Raw genomic sequence first — 24,539 nt, 5'->3', positions numbered from 1 at the left:
CCAGGGAGGCGGGCACCCACACCGGCGGCCCCTCCAGGGTGGCGCCCCGGATCCAGAGCACCGGCAGGTCGGCGGTGAAGGGCACGAAGGGGCAGCCCGGTTCGGCGTACTGGCTCGCGGAGTACAACGCCAGCGTCGCCGGGTCCAGGGCGTTTTCTCCGGCGGCGACCAGGTCCGTGTACGTCGCCCGGCGCAGGCCGGCCGGGACGAAGTTGCCGCAGTAGCGTTCGATCGCCTCACCGGCCGCGCCGGCCAGGGCCCGTTCGGGGTCGTGGAACGCGGTGCCGGTCGCGACCCGGTCGGCCGGCCAGGGCAGGAAGCCGGAGATCGCGGCGACCGAGGCCGTGCACACGTCCAGCCCGGCGGGCCACCAGGGTTCGGGCGGCACCCGGTCGAGGCGGGTGATCACCCCGGTGCGCGGGTCCACGTGGCTCATCGGCGGCCTCCCGGGACGAGCAGGTCGACGTCGGAGACCGTCACCCTGACCGGCGTCTCCGGCGCGGTGTGGCGAGGGTGCCGCCCGACGGTGAGTTCCAGGTGCAGGACGTGGCCCGCGGGGAGGTCGACCGCGACGGGCGCGCAGCGGATCTCCGCCGTCCCGCGTCCGGCGGCGATCGGCGCGGCGCCGTCGCTCAACCGGGTGCGCACGCCCGCGGGGGTCTCGTGGACGAGCGTGGCCACCAGTTCGGCGGCCCGGCCGGCCGCGACGCGGCAGCGCGCCCGCGCCGCGCCGTGCCATCCGGCCCGGCCGGTCGCGCTCAGCCGCACGACGTCGGCCCTCGGCCCGATGGCCGACAGGTCGGCCGAGTGGGGAAGCGACGGGTAGGGGTCGGCCGGGTCGTGGTCGATGGACGTGGACGCCGGGCCGCTCAGCGGCAGCGTCCGCAGCGTCGGGCGCGCGGCCGGCCGGGGATCCCTCGGTTCCCACCGGTTGCTCCCCAGCACCAGGCACCCGTGGCCGATCCGGGGGTCGACGCCGGCGGCGGTCGCGGCGAGCCACGACAGCGCCACCTCGGAGGGGTCGGGGTCGACCGGCACGTCGATCGCGCACTCCGCCTGGAGCCGGTGCGTCAACGGGGACGCCCACCCGCCCATGACCACGGTCGCCCGCCGGGCCAGGCTCGCCTGGCGCAGGGTCGTGGCGGCCGAACCGCAGTACCAGCTGCCCAGGTGCAGGGTCGGCACGTCGGCGGCGCGGATCCGGGACGACACCCGGCGGGCCTGCGGGTGGCGGCTGCCCGGCGTGGGCGGCCAGTCGCCCAGCGGCACCGGCCAGACCGGCCGGGTCAGCGCCAGGTCGTAGAGCCCGGGACGGAGCTGGCGGCCGCCGCCGATCTCGGTACGCCACCACAACTCCTCGTCGACCGCCAGGGTGACGTTCGGCCAGGGCTGGCGGCTGGCCACGCCGCGCACCGACGGGTGGCCCGCGGCGCACCACGCGGCGTACGCCTCGTAGGCGGTGCCGTAGAGATAGGTGGCGCCGTCGGACCACGGTTGCGCGGTCGTCCAGTCGAGTGCGGCGTGGCCGTCGGCCCGTTCGTCGGCGCCGGCCTCGAACTCGCCGGTCGAGCGGTAGCGTCCGCGCAGGTCCTGGAGGACCACGGCCAGCCCCGCGCCGGTCAGCGCGTCGGCCTCGGGCCACAATCCGGCCGTGCCGTAGGGGGTGCGGACCACGACGGCCGGCGCGGGCAGGCGTGCGGGCAGGAAGACGTCGGCCACGAGCCCGCCGACCGGGACGTCGATCATGATCACGGCTGCTCCGTCATGAGCCCGCCGGGCACCGGCAGCACGGGATGCCGGGTGAGCAGCCCGGTCGCCGGGTCGAAGCCCGCCTGGACGCCCGTCCCGGGCGCGTCCCGGCCGTGGAGGTACGCCCACACGTCCGCGACGATCAGCGCGGCGACCACGTGCGCCCCGGCCGGGTGCGTCCGGTCGGGCTCCGGGGCGCCGCCGGAGTCGAGCCACGCCCAGTGGGCGCCCAGCTCGCCCGGCCAGGGCGAGGCGGCCAGGCGTCGCAGCCGCAGGTCCTCGTAGGAGGCGGTGCCGGGGCCCGTCCAGAAGGGGCCGGCGTACCAGCGGCGTCCTTCGGCGAACCCGAGGTGCAACGCGGCGCCGGTGTCCCCGGCCTCGGCGGCGAGCCGCCGGAACAGGGTGTCGCGGGGCCACGGGGCGACCGCGACCCGGACCGCGACGTCCTGCTCGGCCGTGCGCAGACCGGCCTGACCGAGCAGGTGGGCGACCGCCTCGAACAGCGGCCCGTCGCCGGTCAGGTCGACCGCGCCCGGCCGGCGCGCCGGGATCGGCGCCAGCACGCCCTCCTCGGCGAAGACCTCCGTCAGGCCGGGGTCGTCGAGCGGCGGGCGATCGGGGCGGTCGCCCCCGGGCGCGGACACGGCGAGGAAGTCCTCTCCGGGGGTGTGCACCAGCCAGCCGTCCGGCGTCGGGACGAACGACACCCCACCGGCGAGCTCCATTGGCTTTCCTTCCTGCTCTAGGCTGCGGGGACCACGGGCGGGGACGCGATACGCGCGCGTCCCCGCCCGTGGCTGGGCCGGCTAGCGCCAGGCCACGCTGGACCGGGTCACGGTCGAGTGGTTGTTCGAGTGCACGCTCGCCCGGACCTGGGCGACCTTCAGCTTCGTCACCTTCATCACGAATCACCTCCTCGCGTCGTCGTCGGGACGGGCCGCCCGTCCAGGAGCGCGGCGGCGTCCGCCTGCGCCTGGACGAGACGTCGGTAGGGCTCGCACCGCGCCATGAGGTCGGCGTGTGCGCCGACGTCGGCGATGCGGCCGTGGTCCAGCACGGCGACCAGGTCGGCGTGCCGGAGCGTGGTGAGCCGGTGGGCGATGACCAGGGTGGTGCGCCCGGCCCTGACCCGGTCGAGCGCGGCCTGCATCTCGTGTTCCGTGAGGGCGTCGAGCTGGCTGGACGACTCGTCCAGGACCAGCACCGGGCGGTCGCGCAGCAGCGCCCGCGCGATGGCGACCCGCTGCCGCTCCCCGCCCGACAGGGCCGCCCCCCGCTCCCCGACCACGGTGTCGAGGCCGTCGGGCAGCCGGTCGAGCACGGGCGTGACGCGGGCGTCGGCGCAGGCGCGGGCGACGTCCTCGGCGGTCGCCCCCGGCCGGGCCAGTTCGAGGTTGGCGCGCAGCGTGTCGTGGAAGAGGAACGCCTCCTGCGGCACGTGGCAGACGAGCTCGGGCAGGTCGTCGACGGGCAGGTCCCGCAGGTCGGTTCCGCCGACGCGGACCGCCCCGGAGTCCGGGTCGGCGTGCCGGAGCAGCAGGTGGGCCAGGGTCGTCTTGCCCGCGCCGGTCGCGCCCGCCAGGGCCAGCGTCGTCCCGGCCGGAACGGTCAGCGAGAGGCCGCGCAGCACCGGGCGCGCCTCGTCGTAACCGAACACCACCCGGTCGAACTCGACGACGGGAGGCCCGGTCAGGCCGGGGAGCGCGGCGGTTCCGGTGTCGGCGACGGCGGCCGGTTCCTCCAGCAGGTCGAAGACCCGGTCGGCCGAGGAGGAGGTGACGCCCCAGACGCGGGTGACGTTGAGCAGCATCGTGATCGGGGTGAACGCGGCGCCCGCGAGCGCGACCGAGGCCAGCAGCGCGGGCGCGGCCGGCCCGGTGTGCAGCCCCGTCGCCAGGACGCTGAGGGTCGCGCCGCCGATCGCGACGCCGCCGGCGACGGCCTCCAGCCCGGCGCGGCGGGCCTGCCGTCGTCGCGCCGCCTCGAGCCGCCGGTCGGCCTCCCGCAGCCGGTCGAGCCGGTCGGGGCCCCGGCCGAAGGAGAGGATCTCCCGCAGGCCCTGCACCAGGTCGGTGACCTCGACGTTCATCTCGGTGAGCGCGCGGTTGAGGTCGGTTCCGTGGCGCGCCCCCCGGCGCCGCAGCGCCAGGGGCAGGGCGAGCGAGACCGCCAGCCAGGGCGCCAGCGCGACCGCCGCCCAGCCGCCGCCGACCACCGCCATCGCCACGACCGAGGCCGGGCCGACCACGGCCGCCGTCACGAGGTAGATCGAGGTGTGCGCGTAGAAGATCTCCAGGCTCTCGCTGTCCCGCAGCGCCCGGACGACGAGGTCGCCGCCGCGCCTGCGGATCAGCCCGCCGGGGGCGATCCGGGCGAAGGCGAGGTAGAGCCACTGCCGCACCTGGGCCAGGACGCGGAAGGACAACTCGTGGGAGATCCACGACTCGACCCAGGTGGCGAGCGCGCGCGACACGGTGAGACCGAGGGTCCACCAGAACATCGGCCACAGATCGGCCGTCCCGGAGAGCGCCTGGCCGACGGCGGCGGCGGCCACCACGGTCGCCGCCATCCCGGCCGCCTGGTTGACGACCGCGAACAGCACCGAGACCCCGAACGGGCGCAGGTGCCCGGCCAGCACGTGGAGCAGTCCCTTCGTGCCCCCGCCCCGGAGCGCGGCGGGCCGGCCGTGCTCCCAGGCCGCGACGGCTTCGGCCGGCGACGTCATGGCGTGCCTCCGTGCTGGGCAGCCACCAGGCCGGACCAGACTCCGGCGCGGGCCACGAGGTCGGCGGGGCTGCCGTGCTCCACCAGTTCGCCGTCGTCGAGCACGGCCACCGCGTCGGCGGCGACCAGGCTGGACAGGCGGTGCGCGATCATGATCGTGGTGCGGCCGGCCCGCAGTTCGCCGAGCGCGTCGCGCAGCGCCGCCTCGGTCGCGCCGTCGACGGCCGAGGTGGCCTCGTCGAGGATGAGCACCGGCGCGTCCTTCAGCAGGGCCCGCGCGATGGCGACGCGCTGACGTTCGCCGCCCGACAGGCGGGCCCCGCGTTCGCCGACGACCGTGTCGAAGCCGTCGGGCAGGGCGTCGACGACGTCGAGGACGCGGGCGCGGCGGGCGGCCTCCCTGAGGGCGGCCTCGTCGGCGTCCGGCCGGGCCAGGCGCAGGTTGTCGGCGATCGTGCCGTGGAAGAGATAGGTGTCCTGGGCGACCACGGCGGTCATCGCGCGGACCTCGCCGCGGTCGAGGTCGCGCAGGTCGACGCCGTCGGCCAGGATCCGGCCCTGCAGGGGGTCGAAGTGCCGCTGGAGCAGGGCGACCAGGGTGGACTTGCCGGATCCCGACCGCCCGGTGACGGCCAGGGTGGCGCCCGGTTCGATCGTCAGGGTGACCCCGCGCAGCGCGGGACGGGCCGCGCCCGGGTAAGTGAAGGTGACCGCGCGCAGGGTCAGGCCGGGCGGCCGGTTCGGCCGTTTCCCCGGGACGGGCGTGACCGGTGCGGGCGCGGGCGGGTCGGCGTCCAGCAGGGCGACGACGCCCCGGCCGGCGGCCAGGCCGTGGAAGCCCTCGTGCCAGTAGTTCTGCAGTTCCAGCACCGGGCGGAACGCCTCGGCGGTCAACCAGGCGATCAGCAGCAGACCGGCCGCGTCGAGCTGACCGGCGGAGTGGCGGATCGCGGCGACCACCACCGACAGGGTGGTGCCCGCCGTCAGGAGGAACGCGCTGATCACGTAGACGGCGCTGGAGGCCGCCAGGTCGCCCATGGTCGCGCGGTAGAGCGCGAGGGCGTCGCGCCGGAGCCGCCGGCCGTAGACGCCGGTCGCGCCCAGCGCCTTCAGCGTCGTCATGCCCTGCAGGGCGTCGAGCACCCGGGCGGCGAAGTCCTCGTACGCCGTCCAGTGCCGCGTGGACCGCGCCCCCATGATCCGCCGCCAGAACGGCCGGGACGCGGGCACCAGCACCACGCAGATCCCGGCGATCGTGCCCGCCACCGGATCCTGCCAGGTCAGCACGGCCACGACGATCAGCGGACCGCCCACGCTCACGACCACCTGCGGCAGGTAGAAGCCCACGTAGGCGCGGATCGCCTCCACGCCGTCGGCGATCGTGGTCCGCAGCGTCCCGGCCGGCCGGGTGACGGTGTGACCGGGCCCGAGGTCGAGCAGCCGCTCGGCCAGCCGCAGCCGCAGCCGGGCCTGGACGAGCGAGGCCGTCCGGTTCGCCGCCTGGTCGCGGCCCCATAACAGCAGGCAGCGCAGCACGACGAGCAGCCCCGTCACCACCAGCGGCCCGCCGGCGCCGGCCGGATCCGGCGTGCCGGAGACCAGAGCGCGCCGGATCGCCTCGACGAGCGCGACCGCCTGCCCCGCGCCCGCCGCCGACGCGAGCAGCGAGAGCAGAGCGGTCGTCGCCATGGAGGGGAAGGCGCCCCGCGCCAGACCCAGCAGTCGCCGCTGCACCAGCACGTTTCGCCTCCTTTCCGACGGGTGAGCCGGGAGAGACGCTAGGCGAGAATGATTTTCATTGTCAACGAAATTTTGGGGATGGTTTTCATTTTCTTTGCACGGTACGGTCCTCGCGTGACCGACATCGAGGAGCGGAGCGCCGCCGGTCTGGGCTCGTTGCTGGCCGGCAACCGGGACTTCCGGCTGTTGTGGCTGGGCAACCTGGTCAGCGTCTGCGGAGGCTGGTTCACGGCCGTGGCCGTGTTCGCCATGTTGTACGAGCACACCGGCGCGGCCGTGGCGGCTGGCGCGTCACTGGCCATGCGCTACCTGCCCGGCATCCTGTTCGGGACGTGGGGCGGCGTGCTGGCCGACCGGCTCGACCGCCGAACGATCATGCTGGCCGGCGACGGCGTGCTGGCCGTGCTCGCGCTGGCGTTCCTGCTGGCCGACAGCCCCGCCACGATCTGGCTCGCCTACCCGCTCACCTTCGCCTCGGCCGCCGTGGGCTTCGTCTTCCAGGCCGCGCGCAACGCCTGGATGCCGTCACTCGTGCGGCCGGAGGAGAGCGTGCTCTACGCCGCGGCGGTCCAGGTCAACGGCCTGTTGTTCCAGGCGGTCGGCGGGCTGGCCGGGGCCGCCGCCGTCACGCTGGTCGGCTGGCGGTGGGCGTTCGTGGTCAACGCGGTGTCGTTCCTGGTGTCGTTCCACTTCACCGCCAAGGTCCGGCGCGGCGACCGGCGCGGCGACACCGGGCCGGGGGCGGCGCGCGGGTTGCGCGCCTTCCGCGAGGGCCTGCGCGCGGTCCGGCGCAGCCGGCTCGTCTCGGCGCTGCTCCTCCTGGAGGCGGTCTTCTGCCTGGGCCTGGGCGGCTCGATCACGGCCATGACCGCGCTCGCCGTCCAGGTCCACGACCTGGGCGACGGCGGCACGGGCTGGTTCTACGCGGTGCAGGGGCTCGCCGGGGCGGTCGTGCTGCTGGTCGCCGCGCCCCGGCTGAAGCGGCTTCCCGAGGAACGGCGGCTGGCCGTCCTCGGGTGGTCGTGCGTCGGGGAGGGCCTGTGCACCGCCGCGCTGGGGCTGCCGTCGAGCGCGGCGTGGGCGCTCGTCGTCTGGGCGGCGGCCGCGTGCGCGGACGTCGTCTACGGGCCCGTGTCGATGGCGGTCCTGCTCGGTCACTCCCCCAACGAGCTGCGCGGACGGGTGGTGTCGTGGTGGAGCGCGACGGCGACCGCCTCGCTGGGCGTCTCGGCCGTCGTGTCGGGAGCCCTCCTCGACGCGCTGGGACCGGCGGCGTTGCTGCCGGTCCTCGGCGCGTGCATGGCCCTGCCCGGCGCGGCCTGGCTGGTGGCGCTGCGGGCGGGCCTGCTGGGGGCTACTCGTAGGGTTCGACCGGCTGCGGGATCGAGGTGAGCGAGACGGCGGTCAGTTCGGGGGCGACGGTCCCGGGTTCGAGCCTCCCGGACGGCGGCCGTTTCCACGTCCCGACCACCTCCACCCAGGTGTTCTCCGGCGGCATGTCGGCGTCGAGCACCGCCACCTTCACCGCGACGCCGTCGGCCGCGCAGCAGGCGATCTGGATCCGGGCCAGATACCACCGGTCCTTCTTCTCCGACGGCACGGCGAAGCCCGTCAATTTCACCTGCTGTCCGGCCAGCGAATCGGCCCCTTCACCCCACGCCCGGCCGACGAACTCGCCGATGGTCATCTCGTTGACCCGCCCGGCCGCGAGGGCGTCGTAGGTCTCGGCGGCGGCCACCGGCCGCGCCTGCGGCTCCTCCGACCTCGCCGAGAAGGCGCCGAGCGCGGGCGGGGCGATCAGGAAGATGGCGAAGACGGGCAGCGTCAGCAACCAGGCCACCCCCGGCGTGTGCGAGTGATCGTGGTCGTCGTCGTGGGCGGCCTCGCGCCACTCCTGGACGAGCCCGATCACGCCCAGCGCGAGCACCACCACGCCCGCCGCGATCAGGAAGGGCCGGAAGCCGGGCTTGACGTAGTTCAGATAGGTGGTGGACACGGTGGTGATGCGCAGCACCGCGCCGCCGAGAAGGATGAGGATCATGCTCTGGGTCAGCCGGTTCACAGCAGGACCTCTCCGGCCGCCAGGCTGACGACCACCGCGAGTACGAACGTCAGCGGGATGAAGCGGGCGGCGAACCGCCGCCCGAAGGTCCCGGCCTGCAGGGCGATCAGCTTCAGGTCGACCATCGGCCCGACCACCAGGAACGCGAGCTTGGCCGTCGGCGAGAAGGACGTCAGCGAGGCGGCCACGAACGCGTCGGCCTCCGAGCAGATCGACAGGATCACCGCGAGCAGCGCCAGAACCAGCACCGACAACACCGGCACGCCCGCGACCGACTCCAGCCACGCGCGGGGCACCACCACGTTCATCGTCGCCGCGGTCGCCCCGCCGACGACGAGGAACCCGCCGGCGTGCAGGAAGTCGTGGCGCATCGCCTCGACGAACGACCGCCACCTCGGCCCGTGCCCGGCCGGCCGCGAGGGGACGCGCAACCAGCCGGCGCGGCCGAAGCGCAACCACACCCACCCCGCCACGACCGCGACCAGGAGCGACGCCGCGAACCGCGCGACCGCCATCATCGGTTCTCCGGGGAACGCCACCACGGTGGCGACGATCACCACCGGGTTGATCGCCGGCGAGGCCAGCAGGAACGCCAGCGCGGCGGCGGGGGTCACACCGCGCGCCATCAGCCCGGACGCGACCGGCACCGACGCGCACTCGCACCCGGGCAGCACCGCCCCGGCCGCCCCCGCCACCGGCACCGCCAGGAACGGCCGCTTCGGCAGCGCCCGGGTCCAGAACGAGGCGGGCACGAACGCGGTGATCGCGGCCGACAGCAGCACCCCGAAGGCCAGGAACGGCAGCGCCTGCACGCAGATGGCCACGAAGATCGTCGCCCACGCCTGCAGCGCCGGGGCCGTCAGGTAGGGCGCGAACACCAGCCGCCCGAGCAGCAGCAGCCCGACGACCACGACGAAGATCCACGGGCTGACGGCCCCCAACGGCCGCCGTCGCCCCCATTCCGGCGGCGGCACCTCCTCGGCGGCCGTGACCTCGACCCGTTCAGACATGCGCCGGCGCTCCCAGGTGGAGTGAAAGTGGTGATGATAACCATGTGTGTCGGCGCCGATTGTAGGGACAGAAGCGGCAAGCCGCCTAGACCGGAATTTCCGTCAGGCCCTGCCGGGCGCGGGTGCGGTCGAGGTCGGCGGCGACTTCTTCGACCCGGCCGCGCCGGCCGCCGTCACCCTGACGCCGACGGCCCGGCCATGACCAGCTCCGACGGCAACCGCCGCAACCCCCGGACCACGTCGGGCGCCGCCCCGAACGCCGCCGCCACCACGGGGTCGCTGCGCAGCAGATGGGCAAGGTGGCGCAGCGCGTGGGCCGCGACGTCGCCGACCCGCAGGTCGTCGGGCGCGGGGCGGGCCGGGGCCGGGCCGCGGGCGAGCCGGAACTCGGTCAGCTCCTCGGCGGGCCGTCGCGGGTCGGGGTCGGGGCAGACGGCGTAGGTGAGCACCAGCCGGCCCCGCGGCTGGTAGCGCCAGCTGGTGGAATGGACCACGGTGACCTCGTCGTCGGCCGCCACCCCCACGTGACGGCGCACCGCCTCGTCGGGCGTCTCGCCGTCGCGCAGCGCGGTCACCAGGCGGCGGTAGCGCCAGCCGCCCTCGTCGGCCCGGAGCACGAGGATCTCGATCGACAGCGGAACCAGCCCATGGTCGTCCACGAGCACCCCTCCACTTGTTGCGACCAGTATGCAGCAGCGTACTGATCGCAGGATGGTGCTTGATCCGCAGACGGCGATATGGGTGCATTACGGAAGAGAACCAACGAGAGGCGAACCACCCATGCCGGGACTACTCGTGCTGATGGGGTCGGGCGAGACCAGCCCCACGATGGTGGAGGTCCACCGGTCCGCCGCCCGCGCGCTGGGCCGGCAGCCGAGGGCCGTGCTGCTGGACACCCCCTACGCCTTCCAGGAGAACGCCGCCGACATCACCGCCCGCGCCCGCGCCTACTTCGCCCGCAGCGTCGGCCTCGACGTCACCGCCGCCGACGACGTCGCCGGGGCCGACTGGGTCTTCTCCGGCCCCGGCAGCCCGACCTACGCCCTCGACCGCTGGTCGGCGGGCCCGATCGGGGCCGACCTGCGCGCCCGGGTGGCCGCCCGGCGCGGCGTCACGGTGCTCGCCTCGGCCGCCGCCTGCACCGCCGGGGTCGCCACCGTCCCCGTGTACGAGATCTACAAGGTCGGCGCCGACCCCCACTGGCGGCCGGGCCTCGACCTGCTCGGCCCCCTCGGCCTGCGGGTCGTGGTGATCCCCCACTACGACAACGCCGAGGGCGGCACCCACGACACCCGCTACTGCTACCTCGGCGAACGCCGCCTCACCGCGATGGAGGCCGGACTCCCCGGCAACGTGGCGATCCTCGGCGTCGACGAGCACACCGCCGTCACCGTCGACCTCGACGACGGGCGGATCGCCGTGTCCGGTCGCGGCGCCCTGACCGTCCGCCGCCACGGCGCCGAGACCCGGCTCCCGGCCGGGACCGTCACCGACCTGCCCGGCCTCTCCCGGGGCGCGGTCCCCACCACCCGGCCCCCGGCCCCCGCCTCGGCCGGGGTCACGCTCGCGGAGGTCATGGCCGCCTGCGCGGACCGTTTCGAGGCGGCGATGTCCCGGTACGACGGCCCCGACGCCGCCTCGGCGATCCTCGACCTGGAGGCGGAGATCCTGAAGTGGGCCGCCGACACCGAGGCCGACGAGGGCGGCGTCGACCAGGCGCGCGACGCGCTCCGGCTGATGATCGCCCGGCTCGGCGCGTCGGCGGGCCACGCCGACCGCGTGGTCGCGGCCGTCGTGGCTCTCCGTTCGGAGCTGCGCGCGAAGGGCGGCTACGAGGCGGCCGACGAGCTCAGGCGGGCGCTCGCGGCGGCCGGGGTGACCCTCCGCGACACCGGCGACGGCCCTCGCTGGGACCTCTAACGCCCGCCGGGCTCCGCGCCGACCGCGACCGGGACCTCCTCCGGCGCCGGCGGGTCGAGGGTGCCGGCCAGCACCGGCGGACGGGTCGTCCGCCGTCGTTCCAGCAGCACGTCGACCGCCAGGAAGACGGCCAGGCTGACCGCGAACAGCGGCAGGAAGTACGCGACGAACAGGGTGGTCGCCGCCACCAGGACGAGCACGCCCGGCGTGAGGGAACGCAGGCCGCCCCGAGGCGCCGGACGGCCGAACCGCCGCCCGGCCGGGCGGCGCTGCCACCACATCCCGTAGCCGCGCGCGATGACGAAGATCAGGCCGATCGCGAGGGCGGCCAGCACGAGCTGGTTGGGGAGGCCGAACAGGATGCCCATGTGGGCGTCGATCGTCCAGTTGGTCATCTTGGCCATGAAGGGCCACTCGGCGAAGTCGACGCGGTCGACGACCGCGCCCGTGCCCCCGTCGACGGTGATCGCGTCGAAGCGGGTGGGCCAGTCGCGCTTGCTCTCGTTGACCTTCCACGCCGACTGGGCGTCGGCCGGCGGCGCGATGAACAGCGGGGTGCGCAGGCCCTGCGCGGTGGCGGTGGCCATGACGCCGTCGATGCCGGCGCCCGAGGTGAACACCGCGTCGCCGCCCTGAGCGGCCGGGGCCGCGCCGCCGTGCCGGTGCTCGGCCGCCTGGCCACCCGGCGTCAGGCTCGTCTCCAGCGGCGGGGAGTTCCAGTCGAACAGCGTCCGGACGTCGGCGATCTTCGCCCCGGCGTGGTTCGACCAGGTCAGGCCGGTGATCGAGAGCAGCAGCAGGCCCAGCGTGATCCAGACGCCGGTGGCCGCGTGCCACGACAGGTTGCGCGAGCGGCCCTTCTTCGCCCTGACGTCCGGCAGGACGACGCGACGGGTGCTCCGCCGCCGCCCGATCCACAGGGCCAGGCCGCCGAGGACGACGATCCACATCCAGCTCGCGGCCAGCTCGCTGTAGTTGCGGCCGAACGCGCCCAGATGAAGGTTGCGGTGCAGGTCGTCGATCCAGGCCCGCACGCCGAGCCACTGGCCGAAGGTCCGCTCCTGGCCGCGCACCTCCAGCGTGTACGGGTCGACGAAGACCGCCATCTCGTAGTCGGCCGGCACGGTCTCGTCCGAGAAGACCACCCGGGTGGAGCTGGTCGCGTCGACCGACGGCATGACCGAGGTGACGTCGCCGGAGGGGTGCGCCGCCCGAGCGGCGGCGACCTGCTTACTGAGCGGCTGGACCGTCTGCCCGGCCGGGACGCGGAGCTCGTGGTCGTACACCAGACGCTCGATCTGCGGCGCGGCCGTGTAGATCAGGCCGGTGACGGCCGCGACCAGGATGAACGGCGCGATGAACACACCCGCGTAGAAGTGCAGACGCAGCAGCAGGGGGCGCAGCTGGGCCCAGACGCCCCGGCGGGGCGGGGCCTGCGGGGGCAGGGGGTCGGCGGTCACGGGAGTCCTCTCGAGATCGGTCGATAGAGGAGTCGTGCCCGCACCCGGTTTGGTTCCCGGGCGTTGGGACCCGGCCGTCCGTCGTGCGATGATGACCGCGCCATGACTAGCGCCACCTCAGCCTCGACGCCGTTCCGCGTCGTCCGGGCCGCCGCCTTCGCGACGGTCTCGGTCGTGCTGAGCGTCGGCGCCCACGCGTGGGCGGGCGGCTCGACCACCGCTCCGGCGGTGCTGGTGGCGCTGACCCTCTCGTTCCTCGCCGGGCTCGCCCTGGCCGGGCGCGAACGGTCGGCCAGGGTGATCTTCCCGGCGCTGGCGGGCTGCCAGGCCGTGTTGCACCTGATGTTCTCCTACGCCCACGCCGTCGAGCCGATGATGGCGGGCCACCACCACCCGACCACCCTGCTGCCGAGCCTGAGCATGCTGGTCACCCACGCGTGGGCGGCCGGGCTCACGGCGCTCTGGCTGGCGCGGGGCGAGGCGGTCGTGTGGGCGCTGCTGCGCCGCCTCGAAGTGCGCCTGCTGCTGTTGCTGCGCGTCGCGGTCGAACCCGCCCATCCGCGGGTGGCCGCGCCCATCGACCGGGTCGTCATCCCGGCGTCGGCGCTCCTCCGACACGAGATCAGCCGCCGGGGGCCTCCCGGCACCGTCAGCCTCCTCGCCGCCTGAACCTCCGTTCAGCGCGGTTCTCTGACGTTGCCGTCTCCCCGAAGGGTTCTTCTCATCATGTCGTCGCGCCTCGTGTCGTCCCTGCTCGCCCTCGCCACCGCCGCCACGGTCGTCTCCTGCGGCTCGGCCGAGACCCCGACCGCCGCCGCCCCCGCCACCACCGCTCCGGCCGCCGCCCCGGCCACCGCCCCGGCGGCCGCCACCCCGGCCGCCCCCGCCCTGTCGATCACCGACCCGTGGGTGAAGACCGCCAAGGAGGGCATGACCGCCGCCTTCGGCACCCTGGTCAACAACTCCGCCGCCGACGTCACGGTCGTCTCCGGCGCCAGCCCGCTGTCGCCGATGATCGAGCTGCACGAGGTCGTCGACAAGGACGGCAAGATGGTCATGCAGCCCAAGCAGGGCGGGTTCGTCGTCCCGGCGGGCGGCAGCCACGAGCTGGCCCCCGGCGGCGACCACATCATGATCATGGATGCCAAGGAGCCGGTCGAGCCCGGCGCCGAGGTCCCGTTCACCCTCACCCTCGCCGACGGCGGGACCTTCGCCTTCACCGCGATCGGCAAGGACTTCGCCGGCGCCAAGGAGGACTACCAGCCCGGTTCGCACAATGGCTGACCTGACCCGCCGGGGACTTCTCGCCGGCGGCGTGGTGGCAGGGGTGGCCGCGCTCACCCCTGCCGCTTCGGCCCGCGCCGGGGAGACCCTCGTCCCCTTCCACGGCCCGCGGCAGGCCGGCGTCGCCACCGAACCGCAGGCCCACGCCGTCTTCGTCGCCTTCGACCTGCGCGCGACCACCGATCGCGACGCGCTGGCGCGCATGATGCGGCTGCTCACCGACGACGCCCGGCGGCTCACCCAGGGCCGCCCGGCGCTCGCCGACACCGAGCCCGAACTCGCGACCCCGGCCGCGCGCCTGACCGTGACGTTCGGTTTCGGTCCCGGCCTGTACGCCCATGCGGACCTCAAGGCCCCGATCGAGCCGCTTCCCAGGTTCTCCATCGACAAGCTGGAGAAGAGGTGGAGCGGCGGCGACCTGCTGGTCCAGATCTGCGCCGACGACCCGCTCACCGTCAGCCACGCCCTCCGGATGATCGTCAAGGACGCCCGCTCGTTCGCGACGGTCCGCTGGACCCAGCGTGGTTTCCGCCGCGCCGCCGGCACCCAGCCGGGCGGCCAGACCCAGCGCAACGTGATGGGCCAGCTCGACGGCACCGCCAACCCGAAGCCCGGCACCCCCGACTTCGATCTGGCCGTCTGGCGGCCCGACGGCTCGACCCGGCTCGTCGTGCGCCGGATCAGGGCCGAGCTGGAGACCTGGGACGCCGCCGACGTCGTGGCCAAGGAGTTCACCATCGGCCGCCGCCTGTCGACCGGCGCGCCCCTGACCGGCACGAAGGAGCAGGACGCGCCCGACTTCGCCGCCAAGGGCGCCCACGGCTTCCCGGTGATCTCTGAGTACGCCCACATCCGCCGCGCCCACGTCGGCGACCCTCGGCTCCGCATCCTGCGGCGCCCGTACAACTACGACGAGGACGTCACCGCCCAGGGCCACGCCGACTCGGGCCTGATCTTCGCCTCCTACCAGGCCGACGTCGAGCGCCAGTTCGTGCCCATCCAGCGGCAGCTCGCCGAGGCCGACCTGCTCAACGAGTGGATCACCCCGATCGGGTCGGCGGTCTTCGTCATCCCGCCCGGATGCGACGAGACGGGCTGGATCGGCCGGGAGGTGCTCTCATGAGGGCAGTCGCCTCCTCCCCCGGAATCCGCGGGGGAACGCTCACGGACCTGCCGCTGACCGAGCTCGCCCTGACCGCGCGCACCGGCGAGGCCGCCGACGTCGAGGCGTTCGTGCGCGCCGCCTATCCCGATGTGCGCCGGTTCCTGGTCCACCTGACGGACCGGGAGACCGCCGACGACCTCGTCCAGGAGACGTTCCTGCGCGCGCTGGCGAGCCTGCCGAGGTTCGCCGGGCGGTCGTCGGCCCGGACCTGGTTGTCGTCGATCGCCCGCAGGGTGGTGGTCGACCGGTTCCGGGCCGCCTCCGCCCGGCCGAAGGTGGCCGACCTGGCCGACTGGCAGACCACGGCCGAACGGAGCCGGCACCGGGGAGCGGCGGGCCTCGACGAGTGGGTGGCGCTGGCCGACCTGCTCGACCACGTGCCCGGCGAGCGCCGGGACGCGTTCGTGCTGACGCAGGTCATGGGGGTGCCCTACGCGGAGGCGGCGGAACTGCTCGGCTGCCCGGTCGGCACCGTGCGCTCCCGGGTGGCCCGGGCCCGCACCCAGCTCGTCTCGTCGTGGACGGCGGCCTGACCTGGAAGACGCCGGTGGAGCCGGCCGCCTCGGGCGACCGGCTCCACGGGTGCGTCAGGCCGGGGATCCGACAGGGTCAGACCCGGGTCCACTTCTGGTTGTTGCCGCCGTGGCAGGTGTAGATCTGCAGCCGTGAACCGTTGGCGGTGCCGGAGCCCACGATGTCCAGGCACTTGTTCGCGCCGATGGCGGTGATGGTGCCGTCGGAGTTCAGCCGCCACTTCTGGTTGTTCTGGCCGTTGCAGTCCCAGATGCTGACCGTGGCCCCGTTGGCGGTGCTGTTGCCGCTGACGTCGAGGCACTTGTTGCCGTACACCCGAAGCTCACTGGCGCTCGTGGAGGTCCACTGCTGGTTGGCGCGGCCGTTGCAGTCCCAGATCTGCACCACGGCGCCGTTCGCCTGCGACGCGCCGCTGATGTCCAGGCACCGGTTGGACGCCACCCCGCGCAGGGCGCTGGTGGTGCCCGGCGAGGCCGACGGAGACGGCGACGGGGACGGCGAGGGCGTCACGGTGGTCAGTTCCTTGATGCGGATGTTGCGGTACTGCACCACGTCGGGGGACCCGTGGTTCTGGACGCCGATGTACCCCTGGGTGAGCGAGCGGTTGGCGTCGGTGTTGGTGAAGTCGTTGATCTTGGTCCCGTTCAGGAACACCTGCAGCCGCTCGCCCTGGACCAGCAGCTCGTAGGTGTTCCACTGACCCGGCGGGTTCAGGGCCGCGTCACGGGCGGTGATGTCGGCCGCCTTGAAGCCGTAGATCGCGCCGGTCGTCCTGTCGGCGCTGTCGGTGGCGTCGATCTGCACCTCGTGCCCGGTGTCGAGCGCCCCCTGGGCGCTGCCCGGGGCGGGGAAGCCCACGACGACGCCCGAGTTGGAGTCGCCGGTCAGCTTCCAGTCGAGCTTGAGCGAGTACGACCCGAACTGCTTGGTGCTGTACCACAACATGCCCATGCCGCCCGAGGAGGTCAGCGTGGACTGGCTGTTGGAGAACGAGCCGGGACCGACCTGCTGCCAGCCCGTCGTCGAGCCGTTGTACAGCGCGGTGTAGCCGGTCTCGGGACGGCAGTCGGCGTTGGCCGCCTTGGCCGCGTACTTGATGCCGCCCAGCAGCAGGGTGCGGAAGTTGGAGTCGGAGTACGACTCCTGCGTGTGGCCGAGGCCGGTGTAGAACGCGCGGCCGTTCGACTGCGGGTGGCACCAGGTGATCGGGTGATCGCCCATGCCGCCGCCGCTGTAGGTGCTCTCGTCCAGGTTCTGCAGGACGCGCACGTTCGGGCGGGGGTTGCTGCGGTAGCTGTACCACTCGTCGGTGCGCGACCAGGTCGTGCCCAGGTGGGAGGTGGCCGGGTGGGCCCGGTCCTCGTTGCGGACGGTGGCCTGCTGGATGGCGGGGTGGCTGTTGAACCAGGCGCCCACCAGCTGCCCGTAGTACGACCAGTTGTACTCGGTGTCGGCGGCCGCGTGCACGCCGACGTAACCGCCGCCGCCGTCCACGTAGGACTGGAAGGCCGACTGCTGGGTGTCGTTCAGCACGTCGCCGGTCGTGCTGAGGAACACCACCGCCTTGTACTGGGAGAGGTTGGAGGTGTTGAAGGCGCTGGAGTCCTCGGTGGCGTCGACGGTGAAGTCGTTGGCCGCGCCGAGGTCGCGGATGGCCTGGGTGCCGACCGCGATCGAGTCGTGCCGGAAGCCGGCCGTCTTGGAGAAGACCAGCACCTTGTAGGAGGCGGCGTGGGCGGGGACCGCCGGGATCACCGTCGCGGCGGCGGCGGTGGCCAGCGCCACCGCGGTCACCGCCAGGCGCCTGAGCGCGGCGGCAGAGGTCAGATGTCGCAGCATGGGGTTCCTTCCGTCGTGACGCCCGGCGCGGTCGCGCCGGGCGTCACACCGATGGTTTTCTTAGGGGGCGCAGGGCCTCAGACCCGGGTCCACTTCTGGTTCGAACCGCCGTTGCAGGTCCAGATGCGCGCCTTGGTGCCGTTGGCGGTGCCGTTGACCTCCAGACACTTGTTCGCGCCGACGGCGGTGATGGTGCCGTCGGAGTTCAGCCGCCACTTCTGGTTGTTCTGGCCGTTGCAGTCCCAGATGAGCACCGCGGTGCCGTCGGCCGTGCCGGCGCCGCTCACGTCGAGGCACTTGTTGCCGTACACCCGCATCTCGGTGGCGCTGGTGGTGGTCCACTGCTGGTTCGTCTGGCCGTTGCAGTCCCAGATCTGGGCCAGCGCGCCGTTGGCCGACGAGGCGCCGTTGACGTCGAGGCACCGGTTCGACGCGGTTCCCCGGAACGTGCTCGTGGTGCTCGACGACGTGCCGGTGGTGAAGGTGTAGGCGTCGAGGTCGAACAGGTAACCCCCGGCGGTGCCGCGGAAGACGAGGTACAGCGTCGTGGCTCCGGACGGCGCGCCGCTGAGGTTCGCCGTGACGTTGGCGAAGGTCTCCCAGCCGCCGGTCGCCGCGACGGTCGCGGTGCCCAGCAGCGTGCCCGTGGCCGAGCCCGCCCGGACCTCGATCCGGCCGCCCGAGCCCGCCGAGGACACCCGCGCGGTGAAGCTCGTGGCGTTGCTCAGGTTGTAGGGCGTGAAGGAGATCCAGTCGCCGTCCTCGATGAAGCCCACCGTCTTGCCGCCCTCGGCGGTGGTCTTGTCGGTCGTCTGCACGCCCTGCATGGCGCCGAAGTGCTCGGCCTGCCGGCGCTTCGGCTGGAGGGTGCGGCTGCTGGTGGAGGTCAGGCCGCCGTTGTCGGTGTAGGAGGCGGTGAAGACGCCGAAGATGTTCGCCGCCGAGTCGTGCTCGCCGTCGACCGGCACGGTGATGGAGCCGCTGCAGCCGGTCTGCGAGGTGATCTGGTGGGCGTGGCTGTCATGACCCAGGAAGTAGGTCACCGACACCTTCGAGCAGTCGATGGCGCCGTCCTCCGGGTCGCTCACGCTGACCTGGAACGGGACCGTGTCGCCGAAGGAGAACAGCTGGCCGTTGCCGGGATTGCCGAGCGTGACCACCGGGGCGGTGTTGCCCACGGTCACGCTCACGCTGGCGCTGCCGGTCAGGCCCTGCGGGTCGCGGACGGTGAGCGTGGCGGTGTAGGCGCCGTTGGCCGAGTAGGTCTTGCTCGGGTTGGCGGCGGTGGAGGTGGTGCCGTCGCCGAAGTTCCACGAGTACGTCAGCGAGCCGCCCTCGGGGTCGGAGCTGCCCGACGAGGAGAACTGCACGGTCAGCGGGGCCGCCCCGGAGGTCTTGTCGGACGAGGCCCGCGCGATCGGGTTGCGGTTGGCCTGGCCGATGTACTCGATCCGGAACAGGGCCTGGTTGTTGTTGCCGGTGCCGTAGTCGAGCACGTACAGCGCGCCGTCGGGGCCGAAGGCCATGTCCATGACCTGCGTGCCCGACCAGGGGAAGGCGGAGATCTCGCCGTAGCCGCCGGAGGAGGTCACCTCGATGGCCTTGATCCAGCGGCGGCCGTACTCGCCGGCGAAGAAGCGCCCGTTGAGGGTCGAGGGGAACTTCACCGCGGAGTTCAGGTTGGCGTCGTAGCGGTAGACCGGGCCGCCCATCGGCGACTCGGAGCCGGAGCCGAACTCCGAGGGCGAGCCGGAGTCACCGGCGTACCGGATCCACGCGGGCTTGGCCGCGGGCAGGGTCTGGATGCCGGTGTTGCGGAAGGAGTTGTTGGTCGCGCCGCCGGAGCAGTTGTACTTGTTGCCGGTGCTGTTGCTGGAGAAGTTCCACTCGTTGTACGTCTCGCTGGTGGAGTTGCTCCCCGTGCAGTACGGCCATCCGTAGAAGCCCGGACCGGTGACCCGGTTGAACTCCACCTGGCCGCTCGGGCCCCGGTTGGAGTTGGACGATCCGGCGTCCGGGCCGTAGTCGCCGAGGTAGACGACGCCGGTCGCCTTGTCGACGCTCATCCGGAACGGGTTGCGGAAGCCCATCGCGTAGATCTCCGGACGGGTGTTCGCCGTGCCCGGCGCGAACATGTTGCCGCTGGGGATCGTGTAGGTGCCGTCGGCCTGCGGGGTGATGCGCAGGAGCTTGCCGCGCAGGTCGTTGGAGTTGGCGGAGGTGCGCTGGGCGTCGTACTGCGGGTTGCGGTTGGTGCGCTCGTCCAGCGGGGAGTAGCCGCTCGACTCGAACGGGTTGGTGTCGTCGCCCGTGGTCAGGTAGAGGTTGCCCTGGGCGTCGAAGTCGATGTCACCGCCCACGTGGCAACACTGGCCCCGGTCGTTGGCGACCCGCAGGACCACCTTCTCGCTGGAGGTGTTGAGGGTGTCGTCGGAGTTCAGGGTGAACCTGGACAGGTACAGTTCACCCTTCCACGCGTCGAACTGCGACTGGTTGCCGGTCGCGGGGGCGTCGCCGGTGCCGGTGCTCAGCCGGGGCGAGTAGTAGAGCCAGACGTAGCGGTTGGTCGCGAAGTTCGGGTCGACCGCCACCCCCTGGAGGCCCTCCTCGTCGTGGGTGTAGACGTTCAGCCGGGCGGCCACCTTGGTGTTGCCGTTGACGTCGGTCACCCGGACCGTGCCGTCGCGGGAGGTGTGGATGACCGAGCGGTTCGGCATCACGGCCAGTGACATCGCCTCGCCCAGCTCGTTCCCGCCCGAGGCGAGCGAGATCTGCTGGTAGTCGGAGGCCGAGATGGTCAGCGCGTTCGCCGGTGATGCGGAGAGCGCGACGACGGCCGGCGCGATGAGCGCCAATGTGGTCAGCATCCTGAGCCACGGACGTCGGGACATGCGGTGTTCCTTCCTGACATGGGAGAAGTCAGGGCAAGGCGCGCGCCGCCACGCTGTTGCCGGGGGTCATGCTTCTCGTGCCCGGAGGTGTGCCGCCTCGGGAGCATCGCTACCTATTACGTTCAGGTAGCCCCTGATCGTCAAGGGCTTAAGCCCGCTTATTTCTTCGGCTGCCTCCCGGCCATCCACCCCAGAAGGTCGTCTGTCTTCGGTGAGCTGGGAAGATCCGTTGCGGTCCTGAGACCCGATCCGGAAATCTGAATGAATCATTCACATGTGGCGTCCAGATGAGCCCGCTCATGCCATGGCCGACTGGACAAGTCAGTCATACTCTTGTCGAATCGATTCGCTCCCCTCCCCTCCCCGAAGGAGCTCGGCGATGCAGCCTTCTCCCATCCCCTTACCGGGCCGCGCGGCCCTCGTCGCGACGGTCGTGGCGGTGCTGACCATGCTTCTGGCCGCCTCCCTGACCTGGTGGACACCCGCCACGGCGGCGACCACGCCACTGATCGGCACGGCGTCCGGCCGGTGCCTGGACGTGCCGGGGGCCACCCAGGCCAACGGCACGCAGACGCAGATCTGGACCTGCAACGGGCAGCCGAACCAGCAGTGGACCACCACGAGCGCCGGTGAGCTGCGCGTGTACGGCGGCAAGTGCCTCGACGTGAACGGCGCCGGCACGGCCGACGGCACCGCGGTGCTCATCTGGGACTGCAACGGCCAGAACAACCAGAAGTGGCGGCTGAACTCCGACGGCAGCGTCACCGCCGTCGGCGCGAACAAGTGCCTCGACGTGTCCAACCTGGGCACCGCCAACGGCACCCGGGTCCACCTCTGGACCTGCCACGGCGGCGCCAACCAGAAGTGGTCGACCGGCGCCCAGCCCAGCCCCTCGCCGTCGCCGAGCCCGTCGGCGAGCCCCAGCCCGCCGCCGCCCGGCTCCCGCCCCTGTGACATCTACGGTTCGGGCGGCACGCCGTGCATCGCCGCCCACAGCACGACGCGGGCGCTGTTCAACGCCTACGCCGGCAACCTCTACCAGGTCAGGCGCTCCTCGGACAACACGACCAGGAACATCGCCGTGCTGACCGCCGGCGGGGTCGCCAACGCCGCCGCGCAGGACTCCTTCTGCGCCGGCACGACCTGCGTCATCACGGTGGTCTACGACCAGTCGGGGCGCGGCAACGACCTGTGGTACCAGGGCTCCAGCGTGGTCCCCGGCTCCCCGCAGAGCCGCCCGGCGGTCGCCACCACCGAGTCGCTCACCGTGGGCGGCAACAAGGCGTACTCCCTGTACATCAACCCCGGCAACAGCTACTGGCGGGACGGCCACCTGACCGGCGTCCCGACGGGGGCCGCGCCCGAGGGCATGTACATGGTGACCAGCGGGATCCACGTCAACGGCGGCTGCTGCTTCGACTACGGCAACAGCGAGACCACCAGGAAGGCCGACGCCGCCGGGGCCATGGACGCCATCAACTTCAGCACCCAGTGCTGGTTCGGCGGTTGCCAGGGGTCCGGCCCGTGGGTGCAGGCCGACCTGGAGTGGGGCCTGTTCCCGGGCGGCAGCCAGTCGTGGAACACCAACCAGCGGGCCTTCCCGCACAAGTTCGTGACCGCGACGCTGAAGAACAACGGCACGACCCGCTTCGCCATCAAGGGCAGCAACGCCCAGTCGGGCGGCCTCTACACGCTGTACGACGGCCCGCTCCCCAACGGCTACAGCCCGATGAAGAAGCAGGGGGCCATCATCCTGGGCAGCGGCGGCGACTGCTGCAAGCCCGACGGCGGCGCCAACCTCAGCGCCGGCACCTTCTACGAAGGGGCCATGGTCGCCGGATACCCGACCGACGCCGTCGAGAACGCCGTCCAGGCCGAGGTGATCTCCGCCGGCTACCGCTGACCGGAACCGCCCCGGGGCGCGGCCGCGCCGCGCCCCGGGGTCAGCCCGCCTTCGCGGCCTGTTCACGGGCGGCCTCGCCGATCGCGGCGAGGTCGTCTCCCGGGCCGCTGACGACGACCAGGTGGTCGTCGGTGAACACGGCGATCTCCGTCGTGCCGTCGCGCGTCACTTCGGTGGCCGGGCCGGGCCGCGACTCCACCTTCCCCGCCGAGGAGCACTCGGCGTAGAAGCGCTTGAAGGTCTGGAAGACGTCCGTACCGGACACCACGACCTCCGAGACCGACCCGCCGCCCTCCGACGCGAAGACCCGGAACCGCACCCGGGCGTCCGCCGGGGCGATGCCGCGTTTCCCGCAGGGCACCAGCGCCTCGTCGAGGTCGGCCCAGCGGGTGTCGCCGGTCGCGCCGGACGTCCAGGGCCCGCCGGGCAGCTGCGCCGCGTCGAGCAGCACCTGCGGCGGCGGAGGACTGACCGCAACCGGCGCCGGCTCCCCGGTGCAGGCGGACAGCCCGGTCGCCGCGACGGCGGCGACCAGCACCCATCGGCTCATCTGGTCCTCCTTCGAGGGGACGACGTCATCGACAGCACCGACGCCGCGACGACGGCCAGCAGTGCCGCGAACCCGGCCAGGGCCAGGTGCAGCAGGCGGACGGTCACGGTCTCCGGCGGAGCGACCGCGCCCGCCGCCATCACGGCGCTCGCGGCGGCCCACCCGATCCCGATGCCCGCTTTCGCCGGGGACACCGGGGTGACGGCGTCGAGGCAGCCGCACGGGACCCGGCCGCGTACCCGCAGCAGGATCAGGAGATACCCGGCCAGCGCGGCGTGCCACCCCGCGGCCGCTGCCCAGACGTACCGCCCCGGGACTCCCCCGAGCCAGCACGCGACCACCGCGACGCCGAGCACCGGCCCGGCCACGGCGGCGGCGCGGATCGCCCAGGAGGGCAGCAGCCCGTGCCCGCGCGTGACCTCCGGAGCGCCGAGGAACACCGCCGCGACGAGGAGCAGCGCGCCGGCCAGGGCCACGTCGGCGACCAGGATCATCGATCACCACCCCAGGAGCAGGACCAGCAGCGCGGCCAGGAACCCCGCCGCGCACCACCGGCCCACCCAGGCGAGGCCGCCCAGCAGGCGGCGGTCCCACCGCGCCGGGTCGCCGCTGAGCGACCGGGTGAGCGGCATCAGCACCCGGCCCAGGCCGAACCCGAGCCCGGCCAGCACCCCCGGGAGCAGGCCGCCGACGAGCACGATCGTGAGCACCAGGGCGTGCGGGAGCGCGGTCGGCGAGAACGTGCGCACGCCGGTGCCCATCTCGAAGCCGAACTGGAAGGGACCCTCGAACCGGCTGCGCGGGATGATCTCCTGCGGCACCAGCCTGCGGTTCTGGATCAGCGACAGTGGCCGCCCGGCCAGCTCGAAGGCGAGCAGCACCGCCGCGACCGGGATCAGCGCCCAGGTGCGGCCGGCCTCCGGCACCACCGAGACGAGGCCGCCGAAGGCTCCCGCGACCGTGCCCGACACCAGCCCGCCCAGCACCAGGCCGGACGAGAACGCCGTGAGTTGTCCCCGCCAGACCGGCGAGGTCAGCAGATCCGCTGAGTTGAGGCTTCAAACCGAGCCGGACAACGAGAACCCGGCGACCACGCCCATCAACGCCCAGGCGAGGAAGTCGAGCCGGCCCGGCCAGACCGCGCCGGCCGCCGCCACGAGCGCCGTCAGGACGAAGAGGAGACCGGCGGTGCGGGTGGCGGGCAGGCTCACGGGTTGGCCCGGGAGCAGATGTAGAAGGAGCTGCCCGCGCCGTACACGACGAAGCGGCCGTCGGCGCAGCGGTAGGGGGTGCTGCCGTGCGTCCAGCGCCAGGCGTTCTTCTTGGAGACCCCGCTCGCGCCGCACTCGACGATCGGCGTGTAGTAGGAGTAGGCGTTGCCGTCGGTGCGGAACCAGCCGTCGCTGCCGCAGTAGCTGCTGGCGTACGACCCGCCCACGCACACCCGCTGGGTGGTGCCGTCCTTGTAGCCGTCGAAGTTGGCGTAGCCGCTGTTCGAGCAGGTCGACCACTCCGAGCCCACGGTCGCCGAGGCGGTCCGCACGCGGGCGGGCGGCAGGGCGCCCACCACGTTCAGCGCCAGCGCGCCGCCGAGCACGCCGACCGACTTGACCATCGTGCGCCGCGACACCCGGACCCGGACCGGCGGACGCGCCTCCGCGTCCTCGTCCGCGGCCGGCACGTCGGACCAGTAGTCGCGGGACATGTC

General features: G+C 73.3%; 23 protein-coding genes. 7 read left to right on the top strand and 16 right to left on the bottom strand.

Annotation, left to right across the window (positions count from 1 at the left end; all coding sequences use genetic code 11):
* The 5 genes from AW271_RS42045 to AW271_RS37750 form a co-directional block, all read right to left on the bottom strand.
* The coding region (locus AW271_RS42045; protein ID WP_218008295.1) for a YcaO-like family protein at positions 1-436 on the bottom strand (436 nt) is incomplete at its 3' end.
* Positions 433-1,746, bottom strand: a complete 1,314-nt coding sequence (locus tag AW271_RS37765) for a CocE/NonD family hydrolase (RefSeq protein ID WP_062343151.1) — start codon at positions 1,744-1,746, stop codon at positions 433-435. The genes AW271_RS37765 and AW271_RS42045, both read right to left, overlap by 4 nt.
* 2 nt (positions 1,747-1,748) lie before the next feature.
* Positions 1,749-2,474, bottom strand: a complete 726-nt coding sequence (locus AW271_RS37760) for a hypothetical protein (RefSeq protein ID WP_062343133.1) — start codon at positions 2,472-2,474, stop codon at positions 1,749-1,751.
* 176 nt (positions 2,475-2,650) lie between these two features.
* Complete coding sequence (locus tag AW271_RS37755; RefSeq protein WP_083977794.1) at positions 2,651-4,474, bottom strand: ABC transporter ATP-binding protein; 1,824 nt, start codon at positions 4,472-4,474, stop codon at positions 2,651-2,653.
* Complete coding sequence (locus AW271_RS37750; protein WP_062343131.1) at positions 4,471-6,213, bottom strand: ABC transporter ATP-binding protein/permease; 1,743 nt, start codon at positions 6,211-6,213, stop codon at positions 4,471-4,473. Before AW271_RS37750 ends, AW271_RS37755 begins: the two co-directional genes overlap by 4 nt.
* A gap of 114 nt (positions 6,214-6,327) precedes the next feature.
* Between AW271_RS37750 and AW271_RS37745 the strand changes: the two genes are divergently transcribed.
* On the top strand, positions 6,328-7,605 hold the full coding sequence (locus AW271_RS37745) for an MFS transporter (protein WP_218008294.1): 1,278 nt from the start codon (positions 6,328-6,330) through the stop codon (positions 7,603-7,605).
* Here AW271_RS37745 and AW271_RS37740 read toward each other — a convergent pair.
* The 3 genes from AW271_RS37740 to AW271_RS37730 all read right to left on the bottom strand — a co-directional run bounded on the left by AW271_RS37740 (position 7,568) and on the right by AW271_RS37730 (position 9,944).
* The gene (locus AW271_RS37740; protein ID WP_062343127.1) at positions 7,568-8,275 is read right to left on the bottom strand and encodes a TIGR03943 family putative permease subunit; all 708 of its coding nucleotides are present in this window, start codon (positions 8,273-8,275) and stop codon (positions 7,568-7,570) included. The genes AW271_RS37745 and AW271_RS37740 overlap by 38 nt on opposite strands.
* Entirely contained in the window at positions 8,272-9,285 is a 1,014-nt protein-coding gene (locus AW271_RS37735) for a permease (protein WP_062343125.1), read from the bottom strand. Before AW271_RS37735 ends, AW271_RS37740 begins: the two co-directional genes overlap by 4 nt.
* 173 nt (positions 9,286-9,458) lie before the next feature.
* Positions 9,459-9,944, bottom strand: coding sequence for a hypothetical protein (locus tag AW271_RS37730; protein ID WP_157555089.1), 486 nt, complete (start codon positions 9,942-9,944; stop codon positions 9,459-9,461).
* A 121-nt stretch (positions 9,945-10,065) separates the two neighbouring features.
* On the opposite strand from AW271_RS37730, the gene AW271_RS37725 reads away from it, so the two are divergent.
* On the top strand, positions 10,066-11,205 hold the full coding sequence (locus tag AW271_RS37725) for a cysteine--tRNA ligase (protein ID WP_157555086.1): 1,140 nt from the start codon (positions 10,066-10,068) through the stop codon (positions 11,203-11,205).
* On the opposite strand, the gene AW271_RS37720 is transcribed toward AW271_RS37725, so the two are convergent.
* Positions 11,202-12,665 (bottom strand): PepSY-associated TM helix domain-containing protein, encoded by a 1,464-nt coding sequence (locus AW271_RS37720; RefSeq protein WP_063818232.1) that lies wholly within the window; start codon positions 12,663-12,665, stop codon positions 11,202-11,204. The two genes, AW271_RS37725 and AW271_RS37720, sit on opposite strands and share 4 nt — an antisense overlap.
* Positions 12,666-12,767: 102 nt before the next feature.
* Between AW271_RS37720 and AW271_RS37715 the strand changes: the two genes are divergently transcribed.
* From AW271_RS37715 to AW271_RS37700, 4 genes are read left to right on the top strand one after another with little or no spacing between them, the layout of a single operon-like run.
* Positions 12,768-13,334, top strand: coding sequence for a hypothetical protein (locus AW271_RS37715; RefSeq protein ID WP_062343119.1), 567 nt, complete (start codon positions 12,768-12,770; stop codon positions 13,332-13,334).
* Positions 13,335-13,391: 57 nt separating this feature from the next.
* Positions 13,392-13,949 (top strand): copper chaperone PCu(A)C, encoded by a 558-nt coding sequence (locus AW271_RS37710; RefSeq protein ID WP_062343117.1) that lies wholly within the window; start codon positions 13,392-13,394, stop codon positions 13,947-13,949.
* Positions 13,942-15,072 (top strand): Dyp-type peroxidase, encoded by a 1,131-nt coding sequence (locus AW271_RS37705; protein WP_062343115.1) that lies wholly within the window; start codon positions 13,942-13,944, stop codon positions 15,070-15,072. The genes AW271_RS37710 and AW271_RS37705 overlap by 8 nt, the downstream gene beginning before the upstream one ends.
* Complete coding sequence (locus AW271_RS37700; RefSeq protein ID WP_062343113.1) at positions 15,069-15,647, top strand: sigma-70 family RNA polymerase sigma factor; 579 nt, start codon at positions 15,069-15,071, stop codon at positions 15,645-15,647. Before AW271_RS37705 ends, AW271_RS37700 begins: the two co-directional genes overlap by 4 nt.
* 76 nt (positions 15,648-15,723) lie before the next feature.
* On the opposite strand, the gene AW271_RS37695 is transcribed toward AW271_RS37700, so the two are convergent.
* Together AW271_RS37695 and AW271_RS37690 are read right to left on the bottom strand one after the other, a co-directional pair.
* Positions 15,724-17,487, bottom strand: coding sequence for a ThuA domain-containing protein (locus tag AW271_RS37695; RefSeq protein WP_083977792.1), 1,764 nt, complete (start codon positions 17,485-17,487; stop codon positions 15,724-15,726).
* Positions 17,488-17,564: 77 nt separating this feature from the next.
* Positions 17,565-20,378 carry a carbohydrate-binding protein gene (locus tag AW271_RS37690; protein ID WP_062343111.1) on the bottom strand — a complete coding sequence of 938 codons (2,814 nt, stop codon included), beginning with the start codon at positions 20,376-20,378 and terminating at the stop codon, positions 17,565-17,567.
* 379 nt (positions 20,379-20,757) lie between these two features.
* Between AW271_RS37690 and AW271_RS37685 the strand changes: the two genes are divergently transcribed.
* Positions 20,758-22,281 carry an arabinofuranosidase catalytic domain-containing protein gene (locus tag AW271_RS37685; protein ID WP_062343109.1) on the top strand — a complete coding sequence of 508 codons (1,524 nt, stop codon included), beginning with the start codon at positions 20,758-20,760 and terminating at the stop codon, positions 22,279-22,281.
* 40 nt (positions 22,282-22,321) lie between these two features.
* Here AW271_RS37685 and AW271_RS37680 read toward each other — a convergent pair whose 3' ends face one another.
* From AW271_RS37680 to AW271_RS37665, 5 genes are all read right to left on the bottom strand, one after another.
* The gene (locus AW271_RS37680) at positions 22,322-22,831 is read right to left on the bottom strand and encodes a hypothetical protein (protein WP_062343107.1); all 510 of its coding nucleotides are present in this window, start codon (positions 22,829-22,831) and stop codon (positions 22,322-22,324) included.
* On the bottom strand, positions 22,828-23,325 hold the full coding sequence (locus AW271_RS37675; protein WP_062343105.1) for a MauE/DoxX family redox-associated membrane protein: 498 nt from the start codon (positions 23,323-23,325) through the stop codon (positions 22,828-22,830). The genes AW271_RS37680 and AW271_RS37675 overlap by 4 nt, the downstream gene beginning before the upstream one ends.
* Positions 23,326-23,328: 3 nt before the next feature.
* Positions 23,329-23,817 carry a hypothetical protein gene (locus AW271_RS37670; protein ID WP_062343103.1) on the bottom strand — a complete coding sequence of 163 codons (489 nt, stop codon included), beginning with the start codon at positions 23,815-23,817 and terminating at the stop codon, positions 23,329-23,331.
* Between the two features lie 72 nt (positions 23,818-23,889).
* Positions 23,890-24,042 carry a hypothetical protein gene (locus AW271_RS40470; RefSeq protein ID WP_157555083.1) on the bottom strand — a complete coding sequence of 51 codons (153 nt, stop codon included), beginning with the start codon at positions 24,040-24,042 and terminating at the stop codon, positions 23,890-23,892.
* Positions 24,039-24,536, bottom strand: a complete 498-nt coding sequence (locus tag AW271_RS37665; RefSeq protein ID WP_157555080.1) for a hypothetical protein — start codon at positions 24,534-24,536, stop codon at positions 24,039-24,041. The genes AW271_RS40470 and AW271_RS37665 overlap by 4 nt, the downstream gene beginning before the upstream one ends.
* Positions 24,537-24,539 lie beyond the last annotated feature (3 nt).

The sequence above is a fragment of the Herbidospora sakaeratensis genome (genome assembly GCF_001570525.1).
Lineage (GTDB): Bacteria > Actinomycetota > Actinomycetes > Streptosporangiales > Streptosporangiaceae > Herbidospora > Herbidospora sakaeratensis.
The sequence above is the reverse complement of the archived record's forward strand: the minus strand, read 5'-3'. Positions and strand labels throughout refer to the sequence as shown.